The sequence below is a fragment of the Pseudomonas sp. W5-36 genome (assembly GCF_046540455.1).
GTDB lineage: Bacteria > Pseudomonadota > Gammaproteobacteria > Pseudomonadales > Pseudomonadaceae > Aquipseudomonas > Aquipseudomonas graminis_B.
Genome location: NZ_JAXCIQ010000001.1, coordinates 451,947 through 473,924, shown reverse-complemented (window position 1 = coordinate 473,924; position 21,978 = coordinate 451,947). Strand labels below are relative to the sequence as shown.

The following is a 21,978-nucleotide window of genomic DNA, read 5'->3' as shown; positions in this document are numbered from 1 at the left end:
CTTGCACTCGACTTGACTAGCAGACACGAAAGCCAGACTGGCAGAAGACGGCCAATATCAGATATGGGGGCTCGGTCAATAGCTTAAGGGATATTCCCACAACCAGGTTTCGACCCAGCCCTCTCGCCTACCCCAAAGACGAGCCTGCAACCGGGTCTTGAGGATTGAAAGATTCAGCCCGCCAGCATGAGCACACCTGCTCCTGCCGATATCATACCGAGCGTGCGAGTGATGGCTGCCTCTGCAAGCGGCGTCCAGCGCGCCAAGGCATAACCGGCCGCGTGCAGTGCAGAGGTGGCCGCGACGAAGCCTGCCGCAAAGCCTGCCGGGCTGTTCATCGCCGGTAGTTCAAGCCCGTGGGCCATACCATGGACCAGTCCGAACAGTCCGGTCATCACCAGACTCACTGTCACGGGTGGACACGCCGCCGCAGCCACCAGCAAGCCAAGTGCAAGCACCGATGCGGCGATGGCGCTTTCCAGATACGGCATTGCCACCCCGTCGAAACCCAACAGGCCGCCCAGCAACATGGCGCCGACAAACGTCACCGGCAACAGCCAGCGAGCTTGACGCTTTTGCTGGGCAGCCCAAAGTCCCACGGCAAACATCGCCAGCAAATGGTCCCCCCCAATCAGCGGATGCGTCAGGCCGGAGATCAGTCCTGATTCATCGTGCCCGGGATGGGCAAATGCAACCACCGGCAGCACACACAACGCGGCGCCCAGAGACAGCCGTACACATGGAGTCAGTCGCATCTTGCGCTCCTCGATTCTGAAAGGAAGGGCAAGGACGCCAGCCTGTCAGGGGCCAGCGCCTCGCAAGGACGAGCTTACGCGCGCGGTGGTTTGGGGAATTCGCCACGCGCCTGTTCGTAGGCCTGGGCCACGCACAGCGCCAGGGCGTCCTTGAAACGCGGCGCCACGATCATCATCGCCACCGGCAGACCGTCCGCCAGACCTACCGGAATCGAGGTAGCCGGATGCCCGGTCAAGTCGAACGGTGCGGTGTTGGCGAGCATATCGAGGGCGCTGTGCACGTACTCCTCAACGGGCGCGTCTGCAGCGGTCAGTGGGGTCGCCACGAACGCCATGGTAGGCATCACCAGCACGTCGAATGCTTTGAAGGCCTCGTCGTATTGACGGGTCAACTCGGGCACCAGCATGCGCGCCTTGGCGTAGTAGGCACCGTGCAGGTTTTTCAGGCTGTAGTGACCTGTCAGGGCCACCGCTCGCACGCTGCTGGACAACGCGTCGGCGTGTTCTCGACGCTTCTCTCCGAAATAACTCATGATGTCCGGATCGTAGTAGCCATCGACATTCATGCCATAGCCGTTGCCTTGCAGCATCTGGTAGGCCGCGCCATCGGTAGCGATGACGTTCCACAAGTCCATGGCCACGCCCGCATGCCAGGGTGCACTGGCTTCACCCACCGTGGCCCCCAGTTTTTCCAGCTGCTCGACCGCCGCTTTGACCAACGCGTCGACCTGCGGCTCCGAGACGCCTGGAATGGCGAACCCTTCGCGCAACAGCCCGATTTTCAAACCGGCCACGCCTTGGTCGAGCGTGGCGATGCAGTTCACCGCAGGCGGGCTTTTCTGCCGCGAATCAAGACCGTCTGCGCCCGCGATGACGTCGAGCATCGCCGCCACATCACGCACGTTGTTGGCCATCGGCCCGACATGGTCGATGGTGCGTTCAATCGGAAACGCACCGGTGTAGGGCACCAGGCCGTAAGTCGGCTTATGGCCAACGATGCCGCTCCAGGCCGATGGCATCCGGATTGAGCCACCCTGGTCGCCACCAATGGCCATGTCGACTTCACCGAGTGACACCAGCACAGCGCTGCCGCTGGACGAGCCCCCAGCGTTGCGTGTCAGGTCCCAGGGGTTTTTGACCGGGCCGCTGGCAGAAGTGAAACTCGCGCCGGAGAAGCACAAGTCTTCGCACACCGACTTGCCAACAACCGTTGCGCCGGCCGCCAACAGGCGCTTGACCACCGTGGCGTCTTCGGAGGGCACGTAACCGTCCAGACTCAACGAGCCGTTGGCCATGGGCACCCCCGCCACTGACACGTTGTCCTTGATCACGACGGTTCTGCCGGCCAAGGGGCCTTGGGCGGCACCCGCAATGCTGGTTTTCACATACCAGGCGCCATGCAGGTTATCGGCGTCGGGCGCTTTGCTGTATTCGCGTTTGGGCGGTTGCTGCGCAACGTTGGCGGCGTACAGCGCATCGATGGCTTCGTAAGACGTCAGGGTCTCGTCGGCCAGCGAGAGGAAGGCCTCCATCTGGCTGTCGGACAGATGATAACCATGATCTTCGGCAGCGATCAGAAAGTCGGCTTTGCTGGGGCGTTTTACGGACATGGTGTTCTCCAGATAACGTTAAGGACAGCCCGTCGTTCGGGCTATCGTTGACTCGGACCGGCCGCGCTCGATGCACAGGCTTCGGTTCTCCGGAGGACTCCGTTGTCCAGGCCGGCCACCACGTGGCGATCCATACTTGCCGAGTGAGGGCGTATGGCAAACGTCCGCGCAGAAGAGGATCCCGCCATAAGGCCGGACACTCAAAGGCTGTTCAAGTACAGGCTCGTTGAAACAACTCGTGAGCCTTGACCAGCGCTTCGGCAATTTTCTCCACCGGTTCGCGCTTGGCCATGGCTTGATCGCGCAAGGCGTTGTAGGCATCGATTTCCGACATGCCCTTGGTTTCCATCAGAATGATCTTTGCCTGCTGCACGGTCCGCATCACGGCCATGCGGCCTTCCAGCCGTTTGACATGCTTCTCCCGTTCGCGGGCCTTTCGCGATTGGCCCAAGGTGATCGCCAGGGCGGTGAGCAGGCCGAAGGATCTGACCGGTGACGGGATCACCGAGCAGGCGTTGAGCTGCACCAGCGCTTCGACGATGATCGGGTTTTCATAGGCGATCACTGGAATGATCGGCGGCGTGCTGGCGTGCAGCAGCCACGGGGTATTGGTCGACAGGCTTTCCGGGGACACCGCCAACACGATGACATCGGTTTCCAGGGTCAAGCGCTCCGGAATCGGCCATTGCACGCGCACCTGGCAGCCGATGCGCTGTAATTGCTCGATGAGGTTGCGGCCGTCATCATCGTCCGGGTGCATCACCAGTACGCTGATGTCGCGTAGATCCTTGATGCCGCCGGCGCTGTCGTTGCGCAGGCGTTTCTTGGCGGCGCGCAGGGTCATGGCAGGCTCCCGGCCGAACTGGACCAGTCATTGAAGTTCGGCGCGATGGCGTAGGGGTCGGGTTTGAGCGCGGTCTGGCTTTCGTAGAGGATGTCGAACTGGCCCTGGGCGTCGGCCCTGCCAATCCTTGAAAACAGGTACGTGTGGTGGTTGTTGGCATCGACCCGGATACGTCCCTGTGGCGCTTCGAACTCAAGCCCACGCAGCGCCTGCAGAACATCCTCCACTTCAGTGCTGCCGGCGCGGATGATCGACTTGGCCAGCAAATGCACCTGAAAATACGCGGCCTCCCAGCAGCGGTCGGTGACCTGATGCTGACCGAACAGCTCGCGGTACTGCGCAATGCATTCACGGTTGTTCGGTGTGTCTACCGACTGGAAGTACGTGGCCGCGGAAATGTGCCCCGCGCCCAGGTGTACGCCCATTTGCTTGATATCGGTTTCGCTGGTGGTCAGGCTGGCGATTGGCATGACCGCTGGATCGAAACCGGCATCGGCGTAGGCCTGATACAAGTGGCCCATGGTTTCCCCGACCACGGTGGAAAAAATAAAAGACGGTTTCAGTTCCCGGGCCTTGACCATCAACTTGGCGAAATCCTCGGGCCGTGCGTTTTTCAGCGGCAGGTAATACTCGCCCAGCTTGGTCCCGCCGCGCTCATAGAGCAGGTCGCTCATCAACCGGTTGGTTTCGTACGGGTAGACGTATTCGGAGCCGATCATCAGCACGCGATTGCCGAAGTTTTCCAGCATGTAATTGCCCAGCGGCAACGCGTTGTGGTTCGGCGTGGCACCGGTGTAGATGATGTTGCGCGAGTACTCGAACCCTTCGTAATACACGGGGTACATCAGCAGCGCATCGTAACGTTCGACGATGGGCAGCGCCGCCTTGCGCGCGGCCGAGGTGTAGCAGCCGAAGAAGAAACGCAGATGCTCTTCGCGGATCAGCGACTCGATGTGCATGGCGTACAGCGCAGGCGTCGAGTCGGGGTTGCGTGTGATCAGCTCCAGAGGGCGACCATCCACACCACCGGCCGCGTTTATCTGCTGGATCGCGAACTGCGCACCGCGCATCGTCGAGCCCTCGGCTGCGGCGGTGACGCCGGTATCGGAAAACAGACCGCCTATGCGGATCGACTGGTCAACCATGGATATAAACCTTGTTCAACGTGGGATGAGACGCCCGCTCATGGTCGGGGGTCTGGAATCTGGCGGAGGAAGACTGAGCGATATACCGTCGACTAAGTAGACGGTTGCTCTCAGGCCGGTTGTGCCTGGGGCTGGCGCGACAACGCTGTCGGGGCCAGTCATGCGAGGGGCCTTCCACACCTGCCGAGGATGGGCGTGTGACAAGGGACCCTGCGAGGGTGTCGTGCAAGAGTAATGCAGATAGCGGGCCATGCCCAATGCAAGCCTGCACACCGCGAACATCCCGCAATTTCCTGCAGGCAAGTCCTGGTTTCCTCCATGGACGCTACCCCGCCCCCGGGAAAACCCCTCGCGCAGCTTCACGGTATTAGTGCGCGAAGGGCCGTTTCGCGCCAAAGCGGCGCAGGCAGTTTCGACGTTGCTATAGATGCAGCGATACGCCGCGCACCACCGCGAAGATGCCGAAAACCGTGCTGGCGGTAATTGGCACCACCCTTGCTTTAACTCTTCTGAGACATCGCGCCAGCTGTCTGCCCTACGCCCCGCTCGGCAGGTAGGGAGACACCTGGCGTACGACTGGATCGGACACAGTGGTCCCGCCAGATTCGGCACAAGAAGCCTGACCTCCCGGTTATTTATTTATCCGGGACGTCGGGCTTTTTTTATTCCTGGGGAGAAACGCAATGCACAACGAGAAACGCCGCTTGATCAAGCACGCCCTGCTCTTGGGGGCTTTCAGCCTGCTGCCGTTTTCCCTGGTCAGCCAGGCCCAGGCAGACACCGTGAAGGTCGGGATCATTCATTCGCTGACCGGCACCATGGCCATGAGCGAAGCCTCTGTGGTGGACGCTGAAAAACTCGCTATCGAAGAGATCAACGCCAGCGGTGGCGTGCTGGGCAAAACCATAGAGCCGATTGTCGAGGACGGCGCCAGCGACTGGCCGACCTTCGCAGAAAAGGCCCGCAAACTGCTGGAAAATGATCACGTCGCGGCCACTTTCGGCGCTTACACCTCGGCGTCGCGCAAGGCGGTGCTTCCGGTCTTCGAGCGCAACAAGGGCTTGCTCTACTACCCGACGTTCTATGAAGGCCTGGAGAAATCCCCGGCCATCATCTACACCGGCGCCGAAGCGTCCCAGCAAACCCTCGCAGCCGTTACCTGGTTGATGGCCAACAAAGGCAAGAGCGTTTATCTGGTGGGTTCGGACTACATCTGGCCACGCACCACCAACAAGCTGGCGCGGGCATCGGTGACCAAGCAAGGCGGTTCCATCGTCGGCGAAGACTACCTGCCGCTGGGCAACATTGAATTTTCCTCGGTGATCAACAAGATCAAGGCGGCCAAGCCTGACATCGTGCTGTCCACCATCGTCGGCGGCTCCAACGTCGCGTTCTACAAACAGCTCAAAGCCGCAGGCATCGACAGCAGCAACCAGACGCTGATGGCCCTGGCCGTGACCGAGGAAGAAGTCACCGGCATCGGCGCCGAAAACCTCACCGGTTTTCTCACCTGCATGAGCTATTTCCAGAGCCTGAAGAACCCGGTCAACGAGAAGTTCGTTGCTGCGTTCAAGGCCCGTTATGGCGAGAAGCGTGTCGTCGGCGATCCGATGGCAGCGGCCTACACAGCCGTGTACCTGTGGAAGAAAGCCGTGGAAAAAGCCGGCAGCTTCGACGTCCCGGCAGTGATTGCGGCCTCCTCGGAGCTGACCCTGGACGCGCCTGAAGGCGAGATCAAGGTGCACAAGGACAACCACCACCTGTGGAAGCGGGCGCGCATTGGCACCATCAACGCCCAGGGTCAGGTTGACGTGATCTACGAATCGGCACCTATCGAACCCAATCCATTCCCGAAACTGTAATACCGGACCGGGCGTGACGTGATGCGCGCCCTTTTCACCCACGTGGCCAGCTCACGTGGCCAGTCAGCGTGCAGCAACAGGTGGCGACGCAATGACATTCGATATTTTGGTGATGCAGGTGTTCAGCGGGTTTTCGCTGTTCTCGGTGCTGGTGCTGATGGCGCTGGGGCTGACGATCGTATTCGGTCTGATGGGCGTGATCAACATGGCCCACGGCGAGTTGATGGCGATGGGGTCCTACATGACCTACGTCACCTCTGTGGTATTCCAGCGGTACTTTCCGGACTACATGGGCTGGTATTTCATCATCGGCATCGGTGTCGCGTTTGTCGTGACATTCGCCTTTGGTTTCCTGCTCGAACGCTGCTTCATCCGCTTCATGTACAAGCGCCCGCTGGACACGCTGCTGGCGACCTGGGGCCTGTCCCTGGTGCTGCAACAATTATTCCGCCAGGTCTTCGGCCCCAAGGAAGTCAGCGTGCCCACCGTGCAGTGGCTGCAAGGCGCCTGGAAGGTCACTGAAGGGCTGGAATTACCGCTCAACCGGATTTTCATCATCGGCCTGACCCTGGTCATCGCCGGTGCCGTGTTTCTGTTTCTGTACCGTAGCCGTTGGGGCCTGCGCATCCGCGCCGTGACCCAGAACCGTGCCATGGCCGGAGCTGCCGGGATCAACACCGCCCGCGTCGATGCCGTGACGTTCGCCCTGGGCTGCGGCTTGGCCGGGATCGCCGGCAGCTCGTTCACCATGCTCGCTTCAACCGGACCGGTCAGCGGCCAGCAGTATCTGGTGGACACATTCATCGTCGTGGTGTTTGGCGGTGTCGAGAGTCTGCTGGGCACGTTCCTTTCGGCCTTCGCCATTGGCCAGACGCAGATTTCACTGGAATACCTCACCACCGGTTCCATGGCCAAGGCCATCACGCTGCTGGTGGTCATCGTGTTGCTGTTCTTCCGCCCCAACGGCTTGTTTGCCGCCAAAGTGAGACGCTGAGATGAATGACATGACGGACAAATCTCTGCACCGCCCTGACACTCAAGTCCGGGTGCCACGCTGGTTTTCCGGTGGCTGGCTGCCGATGATTGAACGCTACAGCCTGATCTGGCTGTCGATCCTGTTGCTGGTGATATTGCCGCTGAGTCTGGGCGACTTCCGTCTGGGCCTGGCCGGCAAATACCTGAGCCTGGCCTTCTGCGCCGTGGGCATGGTGATGATCTGGGGTTACGGCGGAATTCTCAGCCTGGGTCAAGGCATCTTCTTCGGCCTAGGCAGCTACATGATGGCGATGTACCTGAAGCTTGAGGCCACCGCCACCGACGAAGCCGCCAGCGCCCTCGCCGCCTTTTATGGCTCGGCGCTTCCGGATTTCATGATCTGGAACAGCGTCGACGCCCTGCCCTGGTGGTGGAAGCCGTTCGAGTCGGCGACCTTTACCTTTGCTGCGATCCTGATCCTTCCGGCGTTACTGGCGTTTCTGTTCAGCTACGCCTACTTCAAGAAACGTGTGGGCGGGGTGTATTTCTCGATCATCACCTTGTCCCTGGCGGCGATCATGTCGATCATGATCATCGGCCAGCAAGGCTACACCGGCGGCGTCAACGGCCTGACCGATTTCAAGACCGCCTTCGGCCTGAGCCTGCAAACGCCTCAGACGCCGTGGATTCTGTACCTGATTACCGCGCTGCTGCTGCTCGCCTGTGTCGCGTTGTGCGGATTTATCCTCCACAGCCGCCTGGGCAAAGTAGTGGTGGCGATCCGTGACCGTGAAGACCGTGTACGGTTTTCCGGCTACAACACGGCGCTGTTCAAAGCGTTCATCTTTGCCGTGGCAGCGCTAATTTCAGCACTGGGCGGCGTGATGTTCACCCTGCAGGTGGGCCTGGCCTCGCCTTCCCTGGTGGGCATCATACCGTCGACCGAAATCGTGATCTACGCAGCCCTTGGCGGACGACTGTCGCTGGTAGGCGCTGTGTACGGCACGCTGCTGATCGGCGTGGCGAAGACCTACCTGTCCGAGAATTTCGTCAATTTCTGGCAGTACTTCATCGGCTTCCTGTTCATGGGAGTGGTGCTGTTCCTGCCTACCGGGCTGGCCGGCCTGCTGCAGCGGTTGAGCAAAAGGGAGGTTGAACAATGAGCGGCATGCTGCTGAGTGTCGAAGACCTGACCGTGTCCTTCGATGGTTTCAAAGCGGTGGACAGCCTCAACTTCTACGTCGAGGAAAACCAGGTGCACGTGGTGATCGGGCCCAACGGCGCCGGCAAGACCACCCTGCTGGACATGATCTGCGGCAAGACCCGCCCAAGCGCCGGGAGTATCCGCTTCAAAGACCTGCAATTGGCCAACATGATCGAATACCAGATCACCCGCGCCGGGGTCGGCCGCAAGTTCCAGAACCCGTCAGTGTACGAAGACCTGACGGTGCGAGAAAACCTCGACATCTCTTCGCCGGACAAGCGCGGCATCTTCAATTGTCTGTTCGCCCGCAAGGACCCGGCTCTGCAAGCCGAGATCGAACAGACCGCCGAGATGATCTTTCTGCAGGACCAGTTGGGGCGCAAGGCCGGGCTGTTATCGCACGGCCAGAAGCAATGGCTGGAGATCGGCATGCTGTTGATGCAGCGCCCGGAACTGCTGTTGCTGGACGAGCCGGTGGCGGGCATGAGCGCCGGCGAAAGGGAGAAAACCGCCGGCCTGCTCAAGCGTATCGCCAAGGGCCGGGCGATGGTGATCATCGAACACGACATGGAATTCGTGAAATCGGTGGCCGACAAGGTCACCGTTCTGCACCAGGGCAAGACCCTGGCCTACGGCTCGATGGATCAGGTGCAAAACGATCCTCGGGTCATCGACGTCTACCTGGGGCACTGAGCATGCTGAGCGTCAATCAACTGAACGTGTATTACGGCGACAGCCACGTGCTGCGCAACCTCGACCTGGAGCTGGCGCCCGCCGAGTCGCTCGCGATCATGGGTCGCAACGGCATGGGCAAGACCACTCTGCTCAGGAGCCTGGTAGGCATGCTGCCGGCACGCAGTGGCAGCATCAAATTAGGAGGTCAGGAACTCACCGCCTGCAAGAGCTACGAGCGCGTCGCCGCGGGTGTGGGTTTCGTGCCCCAGGGCAGGATGATTTTCCCGTACCTGACGGTCGAGGAAAATATCCTGGCCGGCATGCAGGGCGCGCCCGCCGTATCTATTCCCGATTACATCTATGAGTACTTCCCGGTGCTGTTGGAAATGCGTCGCCGCAAAGGGGGCAACCTCTCCGGCGGCCAGCAACAACAGCTGGCGATTGCCCGGGCGCTGGTCTCCAACCCCAAGGTGCTGATCCTCGATGAACCCACCGAAGGCATTCAACCGTCGATCATTAAGGACATCGCCCGCGCCCTGAACCTGCTGAAAAAGGAGCGCGGCTTCTCACTGATCGTCTCAGAGCAGGTGCTGTCTTTCGCGATGGCCGTGGCTGACCGTTACCTGATCATCGAGAAAGGCGAATTCGTCCACAGCGAGGTCCGCGAAACCGTCGACCGCGAGCGCATCCTGCGCTACCTGACGATTTGAAGCCGGCCTTGGAGCACACGCCATGTTGATACTCGACCGCATCCTCGGCCAGGCCAGTGACCCTGCCCTCGCCGACCGTCTGCACGACCTGAGCCACGCCGGTCAGGTAGAAATCCTCAGCCTCTCCGGCAGCGATATCCAGCGCCACCGCCTGCGGCTTGCCAGCGATCGCGGTACCGATTGTGCGATTCGCCTGGAGCGCCACCAGCATCTGCGCAACGGATCGGTGTTGATGCTCGACGCTAAGCGCGCCATCGTTGTGCAGATGCAGGACCAGCAGTTCCTCAGCCTGCGACCCCGGGACACCGCTGCGGCGCTGGAGCTGGGTTACTTCGCTGGCAACATGCATTGGACCGTGCGTTTCGCCGGCGACACCTTGCAAATCCCTCTCAACGGCCCTGAAGCCGATTATCTGGAGCGTCTGGCGCCCATGCTCGCTGATGGCCGGGTGCAGCGCGCATGAGTGTGGCACTGACCACGTTGGGCAGCAGCCTCCTAGCCCTGCAGCAGGCTGACAGTTTTTTCCCCGGCGGCGCGGTGGCGTGGTCATGGGGCCTGGAAACACTAGTGGCCGATGCGCGCCTGGGTACGCCGCCAGCCGCAACCACCGGGCGCCGCCAGCGCGGCCTCAGGCAGGACTGCAGTGAACAGGTACGCGCCTTCGTCGAAGGCCAGTTGCGCCATCGATGGAACAGTTTTGACCGGGCGTTTCTTGACGCCGCCTGGCAGGCCGCGGACGAGCTGCCAACACTAATGATGCTCGACGCCCAAGTCGAAGCCCTGACCTTGGCCGAAGAACTGCGCCAGGGCTCACGGCGGGTCGGGCAGTCGTTGCTGGGAGTGCATGTCGCCCTCGGTACCCCGGGAGCTGCGCCTTATCAGCATCAGGTCCTGGCAGCTGCGACACCGGGGCATTTGCCGGTGGTTCAGGGCCTGATATGGCGGAAGCTGGGCATGCACCGCGAGCACTGCCACTTGGCGTCGGCCCACGGATTGTGCACCGGTCTGGTGAGCGCTGCGGTGCGGCTTGGCGTGATGGGCCATCTGGACGCGCAGCGAGTGTTGACCGATATCCAGCCGCTGCTGCTGGAACTGCAGGACACAGCGCCCTGCACTCCCGATGACGCCAGCGGTTTCACACCCATGGCCGAGATCGCGGTAATGCGCCACGAAACCCAGGACCTCCGTCTTTTCGCCAATTGAGTCGGCAGGCTGATCGCTTGCCGCCGACACAGGAGTTTCATCATGCTGCTGACACCCACCGAGCTTGAGCGGCTTACGCTGTACACCGCCGCCGAATTGTCGCGCAAGCGCAGGGACAAAGGCCTGCGCCTGAACTTCCCGGAAGCTTCGGCGCTGATCGCCGACGAGATTCTCGAAGGCGCCCGTGAAGGCCGCAGCGTCGCCGAATTGATCGGCTTCGGCTCGACGATTCTGAACACCGACGACGTGATGCCCGGCGTGGCAGAGTTACTGCCGGTGCTGCAAGTGGAAGGCACCTTTCCCGACGGCACCAAGCTGGTCACCGTGCATCAGCCGATCCGACCGGGACTGCTGGCACTGGCGGAAATGCCTACCCCCGGCGAGATTATTTCGCCGGACGCCGATATCCAGCTTAACAGCGGACGTCCTACTGCCATTCTGCGCGCGGTCAACACCGGCGACCGACCGGTGCAGATCGGCAGTCACTATCACTTTTTCGAGGTCAACAAGGCGCTGGATTTCCCCCGGGAAATCGCCTTCGGCATGCACTTGGACATCCCGGCCGGGACAGCGGTGCGGTTCGAGCCGGGCGAACTGCGCGAGGTGCAATTGGTGCAGTTCGGCGGCAGCGGTGACATCCATGGTTTCAGCGGTTTGGCCAACGGCAACCTGCACGACCCGGCCTGCAAGGCGATGGCCCTTGAGCGCGCCCGTGCACAGCTTTTCAAAGGGGCTTGAACCATGGCAACGATGACTCGAAAGGAATACGCCGCTATGTATGGCCCCACTACGGGGGATGCAGTGCGTCTGGGCGACACCTCGCTGCTGGCCGAGGTGGAATTCGACCATTCGGTGCCGGGCGATGAATGCCTGCACGGCGGCGGCAAAACCCTGCGCGATGGCATGGGCCTCATGCCAGGTCACGACAGCGAAGACGGCGCCCTCGACATGCTGATCTGCAACGCGCTGATCATTGACCCGGTGATCGGCATCGTGAAAGGCGATATCGGCATAAAGGACGGCAAGATCGTCGCGATCGGCAAGGCCGGCAATCCGCAGGTTATGGATGGTGTGCACCCGCAGTTGATCTGTGGCGTAGCTACCACCGTGCGTGACGCCGAAGGCCTAATCGTCACACCCGGCGGCATCGACGTGCATGTGCACTTCGACTCCGCCCAGTTGTGCGATCACGCTCTGGCCGCAGGCTTGACCACGCTGATTGGTGGCTCGCTGGGACCGATCACCGTAGGCATCGACTGCGGCGGGGAATGGAACGTCGGCAAGATGCTGCAAGCCGCCGAAGCCTGGCCGATCAACTTTGGATTTCTTGGACGCGGCAACTCCAGCAAACCGGAGTCGCTGCTGGGCCAGCTGCGCGGCGGTTGCCTGGGCTTGAAAATCCATGAGGACTGGGGCGCCATGCCTGCGGTCATCGACACCTGCCTAAAGGTGGCCGACGAGTACGATTTTCAGGTGCAGCTGCACACGGACACTCTCAACGAATCAGGTTTTCTCGAAGACACGCTGGCGGCCATCGGTGACCGCACGATTCACATGTATCACACAGAAGGCGCGGGAGGCGGTCATGCGCCGGACATCATCAGCGTGGCGGGCAAGTCCAACTGCATCCCCTCCTCCACCAACCCGACCAATCCGTACACCATCAACACCTTCGACGAACACCTGGACATGATAATGGTCTGTCACCACCTCAATCCGGACGTACCGGAAGACGTGGCCTTCGCCGAATCGCGGGTGCGTCCGCAGACCATCGCCGCCGAGGACATCCTGCACGACACAGGGGCCATTTCGATCCTCGGCTCGGACAGCCAGGGCATGGGCCGCATCAACGAGGTGATCTGCCGGACCTGGCAGCTGGCTTCTAAGATGAAGAACCAGCGCGGCCGTCTGCCGGAGGAGAAAACCGGGCTGGGCGACAACGAACGCATCAAGCGTTATATCGCCAAATACACGATCAACGCCGCACGGGTGTTTGGCATCGACAGCTACATCGGCTCGCTGGAGCAGGGCAAGATCGCCGACCTAGTGCTGTGGCGCCCGGCCTTCTTCGGCATCAAGCCGGAGCTGGTGGTCAAGGGCGGTTTCATCGTGCACGGCATAATGGGCGATTCGGCGGCGTCGCTGTACACCTGCGAGCCACTGATCATGCGCCCTCAATGGGGTGCCTTTGGCGAAGCCAAACAGGCGCTGTCGGTGAACTTCGTAAATCGCCTCGCGGTGGAAGCCAATACCGCCGAGAAACTGGGCCTGAAAAAAACCATGTTGCCGGCCTTCGGCACCCGCGCCCTGCGCAAGTCCGACATGCTTCACAACGACGCCTGCCCGGACATTCGGGTCGATCCACAAACCTTCGATGTTTACGCGGACGGCGAGCGCCTGACCTGCGAGCCGGTCAGCGAAGTACCCCTGGCCCAGCGCTACATGCTGCGCTGATCAACGCTGTAAAAAGGAAGCCTGCCCATGAGCATTGCATTGAACGCCCTACCCCAGCTCAACCCGCACCCCGGCGCGGCGCGCGTCGGCATCGGCGGCCCGGTGGGCTCAGGCAAGACCCGTCTGCTGGAGCAGTTGATCCCGCGCTTCATCGCGCGAGGCACGGAGCTTGCGATCATCACCAATGATCTGGCGACGCGCGAGGATGCCGAACGGGTCCAGCGCAGCGGCCTGATCGATCCGCACCGGGTGATCGCCGTGGAAACCGGTGCCTGCCCGCACACGGCAATCCGTGAAGATCCGACCCTCAACCTGCAAATGGCCGACGAGTTGGAAGCGCGTTTCAAGAACCTTGACCTGATCCTGATCGAATCCGGCGGAGATAACCTGGCCTCGACCTTCTCTCTAGATCTGGTGGACTACTGGATCTTTGTCATCGACGTGGCGGGCGGTGACGACATCCCCCGCAAGCGCGGGCCTGGGGTGCTGATCTGCGACCTGTTGGTGGTGAACAAATACGATCTTGCGCCCTACGTTGGGGTGGATTTGCCGCGCATGCGTCGCGAATCGGCCCAAGCCCGTGACGGACGTCCGGTGCTGTTCACCAACTGCGCCACCGGTGACGGGGTCGACGATGTGGTCGACGCCATCAGCCGCGCCGTGCTGTTTGACCATCCATGAACGCGCCGCAAACGCTATTTCCGCCTGCGTCGCTCCCGCCTCAGGTACAACCGGCGGTGCAGGCGCGCATCGCCTTCAACAAAGCACCTTCCGGGGCGAGCTATATCAGTGGCCAGCAGGTGGGTTATCCCTTTCATTTGGGTCGCCCCCTGAAATTGCCAGATGATCCGGCCGGTATGGCGGCGGTGTACCTGCAATCGTGCTCCGGGGGCATTTTTTCGGGCGAGGATTTGCACGTGCAGCTGCATGCCGGACCGGGCAGCGAGGCTCACGTGAGTACCGGCGCGGCGACTGTTGCCCACAGCATGCTCGAAGAATCGGCGCGGCAGACTGTCAGCCTCTCCGCCCAAGCCGGTGCGTTGCTGGAATACCTGCCGATGGCCACGATTCTGTTCCCCCGGGCCAAACTGATCAGCCGGGTAAACGTGGTGTTGCATCCCGGCGCTAGGGTGATGTTGTGCGATGCGTTTTGTCTACACACGCCTCTGGGCAACAGCGGCGTCTTCGACTTTTACCGGGCGGAACTGGAGATTCGGGACCCATCAGGGCAACTGCTGGCGGGTGATCGCCTGGCGCTGACCGGGCAAGACATGGCACATCAAAAGCCGGGCGTGAGTGATCACTTTCAGGCGCTGGCGACCTTCATGCTGGTGGGTCAGGGCTTGCCCGTGGACGCGTTGAAAGCCGCACTGCGGCAAGGCCTGTCGGGGCTTCCCGACAGCTATCTGGGCATCAGCGCTCTGCCTAATGACTGCGGCGTGTCAGTCCGGATCATGACCCTGGATGCTGTCGCGCTGCGCAACGGCCTGCACGCGACATGGGCCAGCTTGCGCAAGCAGCTCACCGGCGTGGCGCCGCGTATTCGTCGCAAATAAGCAATCTCTGTTCTTCTTTAATGGATGAGTGACTGCCGTTGGCTTAAGTTTGCTTGGGTCGAGGTCAGGACCGAACGGCGCAATCTACAAGTCCAAAGAACTGATCGATAGCATTTTGCAAATTCGCACTTTGCTATTGGACAGTTGGGTAAACCAGCGCTGTCATCGCAGGTACGCATTGACAGGCAGCTATCGGCCAAAAGCAGTCGTTTAGGACGTGCAGACAGCTGACGTTTTACTCTGGCGAAGAAGAGTGAATGGGATATCTTGTCGAGCTGTCGATCCGTACAACACCAAGGATGCCAATGCTCTGTTCACTCGTATCAAATGGTCAGCCACAAACGCCTGACCGATTAGAACTGACGGCTCCCTGGTGGAGTTTTACGAAAACAGTCTTGGCTTCGACAGCCCTATCGTTAGTGCGTGATGGGCTCATCGGACTGGATGACCCAATTCTTGATCAGCCTTACACGTTACGTCAGTTACTGCGGCATGAGGCAGGTCTGGCCGACTACGGTGAGCTTGCGCAGTATCACGCTGCTGTTACGAACAATGAGCCAGCCTGGTCAGCAGAGGAAATGATGCAACGCCTTGACGGTGCTCGACTTCGATACAACCCCGGAACCGGTTGGCGTTACTCAAATGTTGGCTACCTGCTTATTGGCAGGCTGATTGAACAGCTAACTGATCTGACACTCGATGATGCGGTGACTCAAAGGGTACTTTCTCCTTTGGGCTTGTTGAACGTTCGCTTTGCTAAAACGCGAGCTGATTTACAAACGACCTACCTTGGAAGCACCTTAAATTATGACCCCGCGTGGGTTTATCACGGACTGTTGATCGGCCCAATTTCGCAAGCAGCGCTATTTCTGGATCGACTCCTCCGTGGAGACCTGCTCTCCACAAGCTTGCTCCAAGAAATGCAGACAGCACGAGCATTAGGCGGCCCGATTCCGGGGCGCCCATGGATTACTCCGGGCTATGGCCTTGGCGTCATGCAGGGTTCAATTGAAGGGGGACATTCCCTATGTGGGCACACAGGCTGTGGGCCAGGCAGCGTCATCGCTGTCTACCATACCTGTGCCGGCGAAACATCGGCTTGCTGCGCTGCTTTTGAGGTGGATGCTAGTGAAGGTACCGTCGAAACCATTGTTGTTGGACAGCTGATGCAGTTGCTGGAGCCGTGAGCTGCAACCGGGTAAGTTCTTTTGGTGTCGATCTCATCATTCACCGGATAACTGCTTTGGGTCGATAGCTGCCCGTCGGGGCCGGCCGCTTCCGACCCATTGCAGCCGGTTGTGACAGGTCTCAACCGACCCAAAGCGGACTGGGTTTCCCCAGCCCGCAAACTATGATCAGCTTTGGCAGAACCGAATTCGATTGCCGAATGGGTCGTAGACTTCCAGCACTTGCCCCCAGTCTTGCTGAACTATATCTGGTCGTCCGTATCCGTAGCGTTTGCCCTGCAATTCGTCGCGCAGCAGTTCGATATTTTGCATCGGAACAAATACGGTCGATCCCGGGCTCGCATCGCCATGATGTTCGGAAAGATGGAGTTGCAGGCCGTTTCGACTGATTCCCAGGTATAGCGGCAGATCTGCTTCAAATCGGTGCTCAAATTCGACGCTGAACCCTAGAAAATCAAGGTAAAACTGGCGCGCCTTGGCTTCGTCAAACATCCGCAATATCGGGATGGCTTTGTCGAAGCTTATAACAGGTTGGGCCGGCTCATAGGGAAGCATCGCAGACGCGGTGTTCCAGTCCTTGAAGCCCAATTGATGTGCTACCAGTTCAAGCGCCGTTGAGTGAGACGCCTCTTGATTGCGCGCCTCAAGCGAGGCACGCAGCCTCTTGGCCATCTGCTTGGCTTGTTCGATTGAAAACATCGTTCCTCCTGTAACCGAGGCATTCTGGTGCTCGCATTGCCAAACCTCGACTCTCAAGAGTTGCGACAGGATTTGGGAGGAGAAGAAATGCTTTCACCTTTCCTTTCAGGAGCGAGCGGCGGGCAGCATCAGCCCGCCCAGATAATACACGGCGGCTCCCACCAGCGAAAGTTGTCTCGATTGCATGTCTCCGGCACGAATAATCAGTCTGCTTTGGGTCGATTGCAGCCCCTCGTCACCGGCGGCACTCAACCCATAGCCGACGTTGGAGACAGGCAGAAATCGGCCAAGGGCTGCCATAGAGATGAGGCGGGCGACCCCTCTATCGCGGTTTACGCTGCCTTCATTCAGCCCAACTCCACGCATGGTGGCCGTTCGGCGCTTCGCCTTGACATCATCGTCATTTCTGACGATGCTTGGCGCATGAGATATCCAGGCGGAAAAGGCAAGTGCTACCAGCGCTTGATCAACCTGATGCCACCGCATCAGACATACATCGAATCCCACCTTGGTGGTGGGGCAGTCATGCGCAACAAAAAGGCTGCGCAGCGGAACATTGGCTTGGACCTCGACGCCCAAGTCATTGAGCGGTGGAAAGCAGAGTGTCCAGATACCTGCGAACTCCACCAAGTCGACGCCGTTACGTTCCTTGAAGGGTATACGTTCGAAGGCCAGGAGTTGGTCTATATCGATCCACCCTACGTTCCGAACACCCGCCGTCGAGCAAAGGTCTATCGCTGCGATTACTCTCAAGAGGACCACATCCGCTTGCTGCGGTGCTTGGTCGCATTACCTTGCAAAGTGATGCTTTCGGGCTATGACTGTGATCTCTACAACCGCGAGCTCATCAGGTGGCGCAAGGTGAGTTTTCCGGCTAAGACCCATGTAGAGCTGCGCGAAGAAACGGTGTGGATGAACTACGAACCTCCCAGCCGTTTGCACGACAGCCGATACATGGGCGAAACATTCCGAGACCGCCAAACCATTCAGCGTCGCCAAACCAGGCTCCGTGCTCGTATCGAGAGCCTAGATCCCATTGAGCGACACGAGTTACTGCAATGGATGCATGAACACTACGGCATTGCCGAGGAGGCCGCCTGATGCAATTAGGCGCTATTTTCATGGACCAAGCGGTCTTCAATGTCGAGCTGCCCAAAGCAGACGCAGAAGTTATTCCGGGCGTCCCGTGGGGGGCCATGGAAGCGTTCCCTACTCCTGCGTACTGGGCCTACCAAGTGTACGCACGCCGTCTCACTGGCGATCGGATCAACTACAAGCTCGGGGCAACACTGAAAGAAGAAGTCGGCGCGTGCTTGTTGGGGGGGCATGGCATCCCCGCTAGCGTCGGGCTCGCCGCCTTTCACCACGTCAAAGAACGCGGTGCCTTTGGCGAGCAACCACCTTCAGAAGAAGGCTTGCTCGAGTGGCTGAAAGAGCCCCTTGCTATCGATGGTCGCCAAGTACGATACCGTTTCGCCGCACAGAAGGCCCGCTACCTCTGCGCGGCACTCCAGAAGCTGTCAGCTGAACGGCCTCCGTTAGGCTCCGGCAAAGCGTTGCGCGACTGGCTGCTGGATATTCCAGGCATTGGTTACAAGACCGCATCGTGGGTTGCCCGTAACTGGCTGGATGCGGACGATGTGGCCATCCTGGACATTCACATTCTTCGCGCGGGGCTACTGGGTAGGTTCTTCGAAGGCAACTTGACCGTTGAGCGCCACTACCTGGAGCTCGAAGAGCAGTTCATTCGCTTCAGCAAAGGTCTTGGCGTCAGAGCATCGGAGCTCGATGCCCTGATGTGGTTGGAGATGATGTCATCGCCCGCCACCGTGCACAGCATCATAGGCATGGGGTACCACTCACCTGAATCAGGCTCTCGCAGCCGAGCCAAGAAGAGCAAGGCCAACCCCGGCCAGCTTTCCCTGATCGGCTAGGGCACTAGCCCACGGCTCACCGGTAATGCCCAGCGGACAGAAGTTGAGTCCCTGGGCTGTCGCAGTCAATGCCATGACTGCGAGCAGCGCCCCCGCGTCACGCCAAACAAGGCTGCAACCATCTTGGTATTTGCCCAATGTTTTTCCGGGCTCGGCCAGAAATAGAATGCGTGTTGCCTCATCACTATCCAGAACCTGCAGACTGAGTTCATAAAGGCCTGCAAGCTTGCCGGTCGCATGTCGGAGCTCCACCAGTTGGTGGACCCTGGGCTCATACATCCACCATCGATTATCTTCGGGCCGCTTAACGACGATGTGTATAGGATGGATCGCGCCAGCCGAAGGGGCAGCTCGATGCTCCAGATCAAAACCCAGGTTTGACGTATCGGAACCTCGAGTTCTACAGGCATGCCAGAGGAAGGCTCCGAGCTGCTGGTCATCGATGACGCCGAACTCGCGATGAGAAGCACGCGCATCCAAAACCTCGCCGAACGGCCGGGCTAATGCCTCCGAGGAAACAGGGAGCGGGCAGACATCACCCATTTCCCACTCGAAAGGCTCATACCGCTCAGGCGCCAGCTTTGGAATAGGGTCACGCAAGTCGATCCAAGTCATACCCCACCTCTTGAAACACTTCCATGTACTTGTTGCAGCCGCGGCAGTTACCACACGCAACATGCGACTTGTGGCAGCTGTGCGCCCAGGCCAGGAGACTCGCAGGGATGCCCGATTTGCGGACAAGCTCAGCAGTAGAAAGCTCTATTGCAGGAGCCTCAACCACCATGCCGCCCTCCTGCAGGGAAAGCAGATGGCTGATCGCCGACATGAACTCTGGCGAGCCATCCCTATGGAAGCCGTCCGATTTCACGGTACCCAACCACAGGTGCGTAACACCGAACGAGATTGCCTTCATCGCCGCCAGCGTAACCAACATCTGGTTCCGGTACGGCCACCAATCCGAGGCTGGAGCCATGCTGTCTGCTTGGCTACCTGCCATATCTCCCGAGCCAAGCTGGCGGCAGTCAACCTCAATCACATGATGAGAGATTTCCAACTGTTGGCAGATCGTCCTTGAAGCCTCGATTTCGGCCTGCGCCGCGAGCTGACCGTAGTTCAGGGTGAACGCGATGTCCGGCCGCTTCCACCAGGCAATCGTCAAGGAGTCCATCCCGCCGGACAACAATAATCCCGTCTTCATAGCACTACCGCTTCCCAGACCGTCTGATAGATCGCACTGACGTAGTCATCGGTGATGCGGCAGTCGGAGCCTTCCATCATTTTCTTGTCCTGTTCGGACTCATTTTCCGCGTAGAAAACTACAGGTTTGTTCAACGCCCGAGCATAGCCAATCTCGTAGATTGTACCCGAGTCGAGCCCATCACCAATCGCAAAGAGAACGTCGCAATTACGCACCCCTTCAAGGTCCTTTTCGACCACGTCCTCAGCAGAGCCAAGACCGACGTCATGGTATGGGGAAAATACATCCAGCCCCATTGCCAGCAGGTCTCTGCGTGCCTGCCCGACCATCCACAGCTCTGCGAGGGTGAAGAATGGCCCTGCGAGGTACACCTTAGGGGCGTAGCCATCGCGATACCGGGCTGACGGTTGCAGTGGGTACGGCTTGAAACCAGCAAGCAAAGCCGGGTCAGGGAAGCCTTGATTTTCGCAATAAAAGGCCGTCGCAATGGAGGCAATCGAGGCTGCATCGTGAGCCGAAAGACCTTTGTCCATCCAGCCCAGTGCAAAGTGGCCGGCGAAGGTATCTCCCGAACCGATCTTCCATACCCGCTCAGTGCGGTATGCAGGTACCGTCGAGATTGCGCCGTTGTCATAGACCAAGGCACCCAGCGGCCCCATCTTGATGACAACCACCTCCGCGCTCTCCTGCTCGGCAAGCACGATTGCGAGCTCTTGTGCGTTCAACCCACTGGAAGAAGGCACCAACTGATTGGCCTCGTGGCGGTTCAGGACCAAAGCCAGGTGCTTTGCTTCAGAGCCATTGGCCCTGAAGGACTCCGTACCGTCGGCATTCTGTGGGTCAAACACCGCGTACTCAGCATCAACTACTGCCGTTCCATCGATCATGCCGAATCGAAGTACCTTCTCGGCGCTAACCTGCAGCTCCGATTTGACGTGAGTACCACGTCGAATATCTGGATTGGCGAGACCATGGATATACTCGAAAGTCACCCCTGCCTGCGCAGCTGTGGCATTGAACTGGAAACCTTCCGCAGTTGCGCGTGCATCAACGACGATCTGGGTGCTGTCATCTACACATGCGTGTAATTCCGCCTGTCCACCGAAACGGGCAATCGCCGTCGCTGCCCGCCCTGCCGACCCATAAATATCGTCCCACGCCGGGCGCATGCAACGCTCTCTGTAGACGCCTCCTACGATGGTGATCATAGAGCTCTCTTTGCTCGCAATTAGATGTGGTAAACCCGAAGGCGTACTTGCCCGCCACCAATGTGCAGCACACGTGCCTGGTACTGTTCGCCCTGGCTCATGCAGCTTCGCAATTGGTTCAGATGTGGGTCGACAATCCCTCCTGCCTCAGCGCCGTTCCACAGTGCGGAGACGACCTGCTGATTGCCAGACTGCGAAAAGACAATGTCGAGGATGTCGTTGACGCTCAACTGTCCAACCACCTGCGCTTTTGGTGAAGCAAGCTGGGTATCAAACTGCAGGGCCGTACAGGAAGTGGTGGGTGTGGATGGACCCAGATAGCTACCGCCAGAACCAGACATTCGCATTTCCTTTCGCTAGTCAATTTAGCGCAAAGCAATATCACATCCAGAGGGCAAAAGGCCATTCTGAATCACCCCTTGTTTCTTAGACACATCCACTGCATGCCCAGATCCCTTCAAAAAACTCACACAACCATAGGTTAGATAAACAGATAGCCCCAACCTTGTGTGGAAGGGCCGCCACAACGCTGCCGGCACCGGTGAAGCGGCCGAAATCCCACGAGCTGAATTTCCTTTGAGGGAAGGGAATTACGTTCAGGCGTATGAGAGCCAAGCGCCTTTAAGTGGTTCGATCGGTCACTGCACTTCTGGGTTCGCCGCGTTCTGCAATCGCCACTGGGCTGGCGTCTGGCCGGTCCAGCGTTTGGATGCGCGCCAGAAGGTGCCGGGTTCGGCGAAGCCCAGGCTCTGGCCGATA

General features: G+C 59.7%; 23 protein-coding genes. 14 read left to right on the top strand and 9 right to left on the bottom strand.

Annotated elements, in window-relative coordinates:
* Nucleotides 1-173: 173 nt before the first annotated feature.
* The 4 genes from SLW74_RS02265 to SLW74_RS02250 all read right to left on the bottom strand — a co-directional run bounded on the left by SLW74_RS02265 (nucleotide 174) and on the right by SLW74_RS02250 (nucleotide 4,354).
* Nucleotides 174-755 (bottom strand): HupE/UreJ family protein, encoded by a 582-nt coding sequence (locus tag SLW74_RS02265; protein WP_410928015.1) that lies wholly within the window; start codon nucleotides 753-755, stop codon nucleotides 174-176.
* Nucleotides 756-829: 74 nt separating this feature from the next.
* The gene (locus tag SLW74_RS02260; protein ID WP_410928014.1) at nucleotides 830-2,365 is read right to left on the bottom strand and encodes an amidase; all 1,536 of its coding nucleotides are present in this window, start codon (nucleotides 2,363-2,365) and stop codon (nucleotides 830-832) included.
* 211 nt (nucleotides 2,366-2,576) lie between these two features.
* Nucleotides 2,577-3,209 carry an ANTAR domain-containing response regulator gene (locus SLW74_RS02255; RefSeq protein ID WP_410928013.1) on the bottom strand — a complete coding sequence of 211 codons (633 nt, stop codon included), beginning with the start codon at nucleotides 3,207-3,209 and terminating at the stop codon, nucleotides 2,577-2,579.
* Nucleotides 3,206-4,354, bottom strand: coding sequence for a transporter substrate-binding domain-containing protein (locus SLW74_RS02250; protein ID WP_410928012.1), 1,149 nt, complete (start codon nucleotides 4,352-4,354; stop codon nucleotides 3,206-3,208). The genes SLW74_RS02255 and SLW74_RS02250 overlap by 4 nt, the downstream gene beginning before the upstream one ends.
* A gap of 683 nt (nucleotides 4,355-5,037) precedes the next feature.
* Between SLW74_RS02250 and urtA the strand changes: the two genes are divergently transcribed.
* From urtA to SLW74_RS02190, 12 genes are all read left to right on the top strand, one after another.
* The gene (gene urtA, locus SLW74_RS02245; protein WP_410928011.1) at nucleotides 5,038-6,216 is read left to right on the top strand and encodes an urea ABC transporter substrate-binding protein; all 1,179 of its coding nucleotides are present in this window, start codon (nucleotides 5,038-5,040) and stop codon (nucleotides 6,214-6,216) included.
* A 91-nt stretch (nucleotides 6,217-6,307) separates the two neighbouring features.
* Nucleotides 6,308-7,210, top strand: coding sequence for an urea ABC transporter permease subunit UrtB (urtB, locus tag SLW74_RS02240; RefSeq protein ID WP_410928010.1), 903 nt, complete (start codon nucleotides 6,308-6,310; stop codon nucleotides 7,208-7,210).
* 1 nt (nucleotide 7,211) lies between these two features.
* On the top strand, nucleotides 7,212-8,354 hold the full coding sequence (urtC, locus tag SLW74_RS02235) for an urea ABC transporter permease subunit UrtC (RefSeq protein WP_410928009.1): 1,143 nt from the start codon (nucleotides 7,212-7,214) through the stop codon (nucleotides 8,352-8,354).
* Nucleotides 8,351-9,088 carry an urea ABC transporter ATP-binding protein UrtD gene (gene urtD / locus SLW74_RS02230; RefSeq protein ID WP_410928008.1) on the top strand — a complete coding sequence of 246 codons (738 nt, stop codon included), beginning with the start codon at nucleotides 8,351-8,353 and terminating at the stop codon, nucleotides 9,086-9,088. Before urtC ends, urtD begins: the two co-directional genes overlap by 4 nt.
* A 2-nt stretch (nucleotides 9,089-9,090) precedes the next feature.
* Nucleotides 9,091-9,780 (top strand): urea ABC transporter ATP-binding subunit UrtE, encoded by a 690-nt coding sequence (urtE, locus tag SLW74_RS02225; protein ID WP_410928007.1) that lies wholly within the window; start codon nucleotides 9,091-9,093, stop codon nucleotides 9,778-9,780.
* A 22-nt stretch (nucleotides 9,781-9,802) separates the two neighbouring features.
* Complete coding sequence (gene ureE / locus SLW74_RS02220; RefSeq protein ID WP_410928006.1) at nucleotides 9,803-10,243, top strand: urease accessory protein UreE; 441 nt, start codon at nucleotides 9,803-9,805, stop codon at nucleotides 10,241-10,243.
* Entirely contained in the window at nucleotides 10,240-10,983 is a 744-nt protein-coding gene (locus tag SLW74_RS02215; protein ID WP_410928005.1) for an urease accessory protein UreF, read from the top strand. The genes ureE and SLW74_RS02215 overlap by 4 nt, the downstream gene beginning before the upstream one ends.
* A 42-nt stretch (nucleotides 10,984-11,025) precedes the next feature.
* Complete coding sequence (locus SLW74_RS02210) at nucleotides 11,026-11,721, top strand: urease subunit beta (RefSeq protein WP_410928004.1); 696 nt, start codon at nucleotides 11,026-11,028, stop codon at nucleotides 11,719-11,721.
* Nucleotides 11,722-11,724: 3 nt separating this feature from the next.
* The gene (ureC, locus tag SLW74_RS02205) at nucleotides 11,725-13,437 is read left to right on the top strand and encodes an urease subunit alpha (protein ID WP_410928003.1); all 1,713 of its coding nucleotides are present in this window, start codon (nucleotides 11,725-11,727) and stop codon (nucleotides 13,435-13,437) included.
* Nucleotides 13,438-13,464: 27 nt separating this feature from the next.
* Nucleotides 13,465-14,118 carry an urease accessory protein UreG gene (gene ureG / locus SLW74_RS02200; RefSeq protein ID WP_410928002.1) on the top strand — a complete coding sequence of 218 codons (654 nt, stop codon included), beginning with the start codon at nucleotides 13,465-13,467 and terminating at the stop codon, nucleotides 14,116-14,118.
* Entirely contained in the window at nucleotides 14,115-14,993 is an 879-nt protein-coding gene (locus SLW74_RS02195) for an urease accessory protein UreD (protein ID WP_410928001.1), read from the top strand. The genes ureG and SLW74_RS02195 overlap by 4 nt, the downstream gene beginning before the upstream one ends.
* A gap of 305 nt (nucleotides 14,994-15,298) precedes the next feature.
* Entirely contained in the window at nucleotides 15,299-16,180 is an 882-nt protein-coding gene (locus SLW74_RS02190; RefSeq protein ID WP_410928099.1) for a serine hydrolase domain-containing protein, read from the top strand.
* Between the two features lie 168 nt (nucleotides 16,181-16,348).
* Here SLW74_RS02190 and SLW74_RS02185 read toward each other — a convergent pair whose 3' ends face one another.
* Nucleotides 16,349-16,879: a glyoxalase superfamily protein gene (locus SLW74_RS02185; RefSeq protein ID WP_410928000.1), complete on the bottom strand. Its 531-nt coding sequence runs from the start codon at nucleotides 16,877-16,879 to the stop codon at nucleotides 16,349-16,351.
* An 87-nt stretch (nucleotides 16,880-16,966) separates the two neighbouring features.
* Here SLW74_RS02185 and SLW74_RS02180 point away from each other — a divergent pair, with 87 nt between their 5' ends.
* The gene (locus tag SLW74_RS02180) at nucleotides 16,967-17,980 is read left to right on the top strand and encodes a DNA adenine methylase (protein WP_410927999.1); all 1,014 of its coding nucleotides are present in this window, start codon (nucleotides 16,967-16,969) and stop codon (nucleotides 17,978-17,980) included.
* Nucleotides 17,980-18,813 (top strand): 8-oxoguanine DNA glycosylase, encoded by an 834-nt coding sequence (locus SLW74_RS02175; protein ID WP_410927998.1) that lies wholly within the window; start codon nucleotides 17,980-17,982, stop codon nucleotides 18,811-18,813. Before SLW74_RS02180 ends, SLW74_RS02175 begins: the two co-directional genes overlap by 1 nt.
* On the opposite strand, the gene SLW74_RS02170 is transcribed toward SLW74_RS02175, so the two are convergent.
* The 4 genes from SLW74_RS02170 to SLW74_RS02155 are packed head-to-tail and all read right to left on the bottom strand — an operon-like array spanning nucleotide 18,748 to nucleotide 21,560.
* Nucleotides 18,748-19,428, bottom strand: coding sequence for a nitroreductase family protein (locus SLW74_RS02170; protein WP_410927997.1), 681 nt, complete (start codon nucleotides 19,426-19,428; stop codon nucleotides 18,748-18,750). The genes SLW74_RS02175 and SLW74_RS02170 overlap by 66 nt on opposite strands.
* Complete coding sequence (locus tag SLW74_RS02165; protein WP_410927996.1) at nucleotides 19,406-20,011, bottom strand: 7-cyano-7-deazaguanine synthase; 606 nt, start codon at nucleotides 20,009-20,011, stop codon at nucleotides 19,406-19,408. Before SLW74_RS02165 ends, SLW74_RS02170 begins: the two co-directional genes overlap by 23 nt.
* On the bottom strand, nucleotides 20,008-21,219 hold the full coding sequence (locus SLW74_RS02160) for a PfkB family carbohydrate kinase (protein ID WP_410927995.1): 1,212 nt from the start codon (nucleotides 21,217-21,219) through the stop codon (nucleotides 20,008-20,010). Before SLW74_RS02160 ends, SLW74_RS02165 begins: the two co-directional genes overlap by 4 nt.
* A gap of 20 nt (nucleotides 21,220-21,239) precedes the next feature.
* On the bottom strand, nucleotides 21,240-21,560 hold the full coding sequence (locus SLW74_RS02155; RefSeq protein WP_065949243.1) for a hypothetical protein: 321 nt from the start codon (nucleotides 21,558-21,560) through the stop codon (nucleotides 21,240-21,242).
* Nucleotides 21,561-21,978: the final 418 nt, after the last annotated feature.

Coding starts and splice junctions, on each gene's coding strand:
- SLW74_RS02265 (WP_410928015.1), bottom strand. CDS start 755: ATGCGACTGACTCCATGTGTACGGCTGTCTCTGGGCGCCGCGTTGTGT.
- SLW74_RS02260 (WP_410928014.1), bottom strand. CDS start 2,365: ATGTCCGTAAAACGCCCCAGCAAAGCCGACTTTCTGATCGCTGCCGAA.
- SLW74_RS02255 (WP_410928013.1), bottom strand. CDS start 3,209: ATGACCCTGCGCGCCGCCAAGAAACGCCTGCGCAACGACAGCGCCGGC.
- SLW74_RS02250 (WP_410928012.1), bottom strand. CDS start 4,354: ATGGTTGACCAGTCGATCCGCATAGGCGGTCTGTTTTCCGATACCGGC.
- urtA (WP_410928011.1), top strand. CDS start 5,038: ATGCACAACGAGAAACGCCGCTTGATCAAGCACGCCCTGCTCTTGGGG.
- urtB (WP_410928010.1), top strand. CDS start 6,308: ATGACATTCGATATTTTGGTGATGCAGGTGTTCAGCGGGTTTTCGCTG.
- urtC (WP_410928009.1), top strand. CDS start 7,212: ATGAATGACATGACGGACAAATCTCTGCACCGCCCTGACACTCAAGTC.
- urtD (WP_410928008.1), top strand. CDS start 8,351: ATGAGCGGCATGCTGCTGAGTGTCGAAGACCTGACCGTGTCCTTCGAT.
- urtE (WP_410928007.1), top strand. CDS start 9,091: ATGCTGAGCGTCAATCAACTGAACGTGTATTACGGCGACAGCCACGTG.
- ureE (WP_410928006.1), top strand. CDS start 9,803: ATGTTGATACTCGACCGCATCCTCGGCCAGGCCAGTGACCCTGCCCTC.
- SLW74_RS02215 (WP_410928005.1), top strand. CDS start 10,240: ATGAGTGTGGCACTGACCACGTTGGGCAGCAGCCTCCTAGCCCTGCAG.
- SLW74_RS02210 (WP_410928004.1), top strand. CDS start 11,026: ATGCTGCTGACACCCACCGAGCTTGAGCGGCTTACGCTGTACACCGCC.
- ureC (WP_410928003.1), top strand. CDS start 11,725: ATGGCAACGATGACTCGAAAGGAATACGCCGCTATGTATGGCCCCACT.
- ureG (WP_410928002.1), top strand. CDS start 13,465: ATGAGCATTGCATTGAACGCCCTACCCCAGCTCAACCCGCACCCCGGC.
- SLW74_RS02195 (WP_410928001.1), top strand. CDS start 14,115: ATGAACGCGCCGCAAACGCTATTTCCGCCTGCGTCGCTCCCGCCTCAG.
- SLW74_RS02190 (WP_410928099.1), top strand. CDS start 15,299: ATGCTCTGTTCACTCGTATCAAATGGTCAGCCACAAACGCCTGACCGA.
- SLW74_RS02185 (WP_410928000.1), bottom strand. CDS start 16,879: ATGTTTTCAATCGAACAAGCCAAGCAGATGGCCAAGAGGCTGCGTGCC.
- SLW74_RS02180 (WP_410927999.1), top strand. CDS start 16,967: ATGCTTTCACCTTTCCTTTCAGGAGCGAGCGGCGGGCAGCATCAGCCC.
- SLW74_RS02175 (WP_410927998.1), top strand. CDS start 17,980: ATGCAATTAGGCGCTATTTTCATGGACCAAGCGGTCTTCAATGTCGAG.
- SLW74_RS02170 (WP_410927997.1), bottom strand. CDS start 19,428: ATGACTTGGATCGACTTGCGTGACCCTATTCCAAAGCTGGCGCCTGAG.
- SLW74_RS02165 (WP_410927996.1), bottom strand. CDS start 20,011: ATGAAGACGGGATTATTGTTGTCCGGCGGGATGGACTCCTTGACGATT.
- SLW74_RS02160 (WP_410927995.1), bottom strand. CDS start 21,219: ATGATCACCATCGTAGGAGGCGTCTACAGAGAGCGTTGCATGCGCCCG.
- SLW74_RS02155 (WP_065949243.1), bottom strand. CDS start 21,560: ATGTCTGGTTCTGGCGGTAGCTATCTGGGTCCATCCACACCCACCACT.